Here is a 3,161-nt window from a genome sequence, read left to right on the forward strand (position 1 = left end):
GCCTGGTCGCCGTGTGGATGGAACGAGCCCATCACGTCGCCGACGATTTTCGCGCATTTCTTGAACGGGGCGCCGGGATCGAGCCGCAGGATGTGCATGCCATAGAGAATGCGGCGATGGACCGGCTTCAGCCCGTCGCGCGCGTCCGGCAGCGCGCGGCCCATGATGGTCGAGAGCGCATAAGCGAGATAGCGCTCTTCCAGCGCGTCGCGCAGATTGATCGGCAGATTGTTTTCGCCCGGAGGCGGAACGTGGGGCTTGGCCATCAGGAAGCCATAAATCAGGCCGCGGAACCGTTCAAGTTCCCTGTTTGTACGCTCCCCATTTTAACGAAAAATGTGTCCTTTCCGCACTAGTCTGGGGGCGCCCACGGGTATAGAACGGCCGGGATCTTTCGCACTTGCGGAATCTTTCTCCCACTGAACTGTTCCATTCCCGGCGGCTGAATGCGGTAATGCGGCAAGATTCTTCGTCTTGCGGCGGGTTTTGGCGTCGGGATCGATGACTGAGGCAGTCATGAAATCGTCTAAACGTTTGATGCCTGTATTTCTTTTACTTGGCCTGTTCGCCATTTCCACCATCGCTTACCTGTCGCCCGTGGGCCAGGTGATGGCGGAGGGCGGCGCGCAGGCCGTCGCAGCCATGTCCGTCCAGGCGGACGCCGACGCCGGCAAGGACCGTCATTGTGAAGACCGCGAAGTCGAAGCCGATGAAGGCTACGGCGTCTCGCACAAGGAAATCCGTCGCGTCTGCCAGTGAGGCCGGCTCGGCATCGAAGCGATCGAGGGCATTCCGCCCGTTCCTTTCGCCAGAATTCCGATTGAACCGCGCTTCGGCGCGGTTTTTTCATTTGCGGCCAAGCGCCGGCGTTAATCAAGACGCGGAAATTCGCCATGCAACACGCGGATATCACACCATTTTTTTACGCTTCAGGCCCGCAATCACTCCCAGATCAATTCTGCCCCGATCATATTTTCACGGACGGAATTCGAAATGACGATAATCAGGCCAAGCGGCGAATTCGGCTCTGGAACGCTTACGCCCCGGCTGGCTGTGCTGATCGACGCCGACAACGTGCAGCCTTCCACCATTGAAGGCGTCCTCGCCGAGGTCGCGCGTCTGGGCGACGCCATTGTGAAGCGGATTTACGGGGATTTCACGTTGTCCAACAATTCGTCGTGGGCCAAGACGATCCAGAAAGGCGAGCTCAAGCCGGTGCAGCAATTCGCCTACACGACCGGGAAGAACGCCACGGATATCGCCCTCGTCATCGATGCGATGGACCTTCTCCATACGCGGAAATTCGATGGCTTCTGCCTTGTCAGCAGCGACAGCGATTTCACCGGGCTCGCGATGCGGATTCGCGAGGAAGGGCTGACGGTCTTCGGCTTTGGCGCGGAGAAAGCGCCGGAGGCCTTCAGAAATGCGTGTCACCGGTTCATTCTGGCCGAAAAACCGGCTCCGGTCGCAGAGAGGACGGACTGCAGCTTAGGTGCCGCTCCCACGCCAAAAAAGCCCGCGCCACCCGCGAAAGATGCTCGGGAAATCCCTTCCAACCTCATGCAAGAGGCCCTCGCACAATCGTCCCCCGACCGCGAGCGCTGGGTGCATCTGGGGTTATTCGGTCAAAAGCTGAAACAGCTGAATTTTGCGCACAAAGACTATGGCTACCCGAAGCTGTCCCACCTCGTGAACGAGAATCCGGAGCTCTTCGACGTCCAGGAACGACTGCAGCCCGGACGCTCGTCCGGGAACCTGTATGTCCGCGCCAAATGATGTCGCAAACGGCCAGCGGCCCGCGCGAAGCTCCGGTCAGAACGTCGCGATGAAAGCCGCGCGCGAATCGGGCGGCCTCAGGCCGCGCGGCGCGAAAACGTCGCGGGAGAGGAAAAATTCCGTCAGCTTCAGGCCGGCGCGAACCTGTTCGCGCTCGACCGCGGCGCCGGCCGTCGCGCGGAGAAAGGCGGGCAGCGGCAGCAGCTTTTCCGCCCAGGGCGCGCCGGCCTCGGCGCAAACCGCGCGGCCCGATTTCGGCGAGACATAGACCAGATCGTCGCGCGTCCCGGTCGCCGCGCATTGGTCGAGATCAAGGCCGAATCCGAGCTCCGTCAGGAGCGCCAGCTCGAAATGGACGAACAGCGCCGGCGCGAGAGGCGTCGCCAGATGTTCGAGCAGAACCTGCGCGCGGTCGTAAAGACCCGGATGGGGATCGCGCTCGGGCAGCAGGCGCAGTAGCGCGCCCATCCAGTTGACGCCATGCAGGCCCTGCGCGCTGGAGAGGAGGAGATCGGTGCGCAAGGCGGCCGCCTCGATCGCATAGAGCCCGAGATGCTCCTCCAGCCGCGCGCGCCAGACCGCCTCGACCTCATTGCCGGGTTGCAGCACCGGCTGCATGGTCCGCGACCGCCCCCCGCGCACGACCCCGAGATGCCGGCCATGGGCGCGCGTCATCAGTTCGAGGATGACGCTGGATTCGCCATGTTTCTTGAGGCCGAGGATCAGGCCGCGCTCCGACCATTCCATCGTTTGAACGTTTCCTCTGTCGGCGGCGCCCTGTTCTCGCGTCCGGCAGGGCCGGCGGCGGCGCTGCGCGCTCGCCGCGAAGTTTACGGCCATTACCGCATTCTAACGCTGTTCCGAAACCGTTCGGTAAGCGCGCCCGATTAGTTTGCCGCGTGGCGATCCGCTATCCTATTTTCGAGTTTCCGGATGATTGCGCCGAATATCTCCCAGTTTGCAATTGGCAATTTCGCCTCGCATCTCCGCGCCTTGCGTCGGACGCCGACGCCCTATCCGGCGCAGGACCTTTATTATCTTCGCGTGATTCTGACTCTGGGCGGCGCGACGGCCCTGCTCGCCGGGGCGATCGGATGGATCGTCGGAATCGAGCCCTCCTTCACTTTCGCCTTCCAGGACCAGGCGGTATGGTATACGGGCCTGCTCGTCGTCGCCGCCGTCTGTTCCGCCTATTACGGCCAGCGCCGCATTTCGGCCTGTCTGGCGACGCTCGCCATCGGGCCGCATATCTCCGCCTTCATTTATGTCTTGTCCTATATGGCGCACGCCACCGGACTGCCGGAGCAAGACGCGCTGCTGCGCGCGGTCGACCTTTCGCTCGGCTTCGACTGGATCGCCTATGTCCATGCCGTGCTGTCGCGGCC

Annotated in this window: 4 protein-coding genes and 1 pseudogene; 3 read left to right on the top strand and 2 right to left on the bottom strand. The window is 62.4% G+C overall.

Annotated features, from left to right (window positions below; all coding sequences use genetic code 11):
• Positions 1-266, bottom strand: a 266-nt coding sequence (locus tag ACE3S9_RS17320) for a DNA gyrase subunit A (RefSeq protein WP_374547731.1), incomplete at its 3' end; no start/stop codon positions are given.
• A gap of 235 nt (positions 267-501) precedes the next feature.
• On the opposite strand from ACE3S9_RS17320, the gene ACE3S9_RS17325 reads away from it, so the two are divergent.
• Both ACE3S9_RS17325 and ACE3S9_RS17330 read left to right on the top strand, forming a co-directional pair.
• Entirely contained in the window at positions 502-759 is a 258-nt protein-coding gene (locus ACE3S9_RS17325) for a hypothetical protein (protein ID WP_374547732.1), read from the top strand.
• Positions 760-993: 234 nt separating this feature from the next.
• Positions 994-1,776, top strand: a complete 783-nt coding sequence (locus ACE3S9_RS17330; RefSeq protein WP_374547733.1) for an NYN domain-containing protein — start codon at positions 994-996, stop codon at positions 1,774-1,776.
• A 36-nt stretch (positions 1,777-1,812) separates the two neighbouring features.
• Here ACE3S9_RS17330 and recO read toward each other — a convergent pair whose 3' ends face one another.
• On the bottom strand, positions 1,813-2,523 hold the full coding sequence (recO, locus tag ACE3S9_RS17335) for a DNA repair protein RecO (protein WP_374547734.1): 711 nt from the start codon (positions 2,521-2,523) through the stop codon (positions 1,813-1,815).
• Between the two features lie 186 nt (positions 2,524-2,709).
• Between recO and ACE3S9_RS17340 the strand changes: the two are divergent.
• Positions 2,710-3,161, top strand: a pseudogene (locus ACE3S9_RS17340) (hypothetical protein); the annotation flags it as partial.

Origin of the sequence: Rhodoblastus sp. (assembly GCF_041915505.1) — a bacterium.
In the GTDB taxonomy this organism is placed as follows: Bacteria; Pseudomonadota; Alphaproteobacteria; order Rhizobiales; family Beijerinckiaceae; genus Rhodoblastus.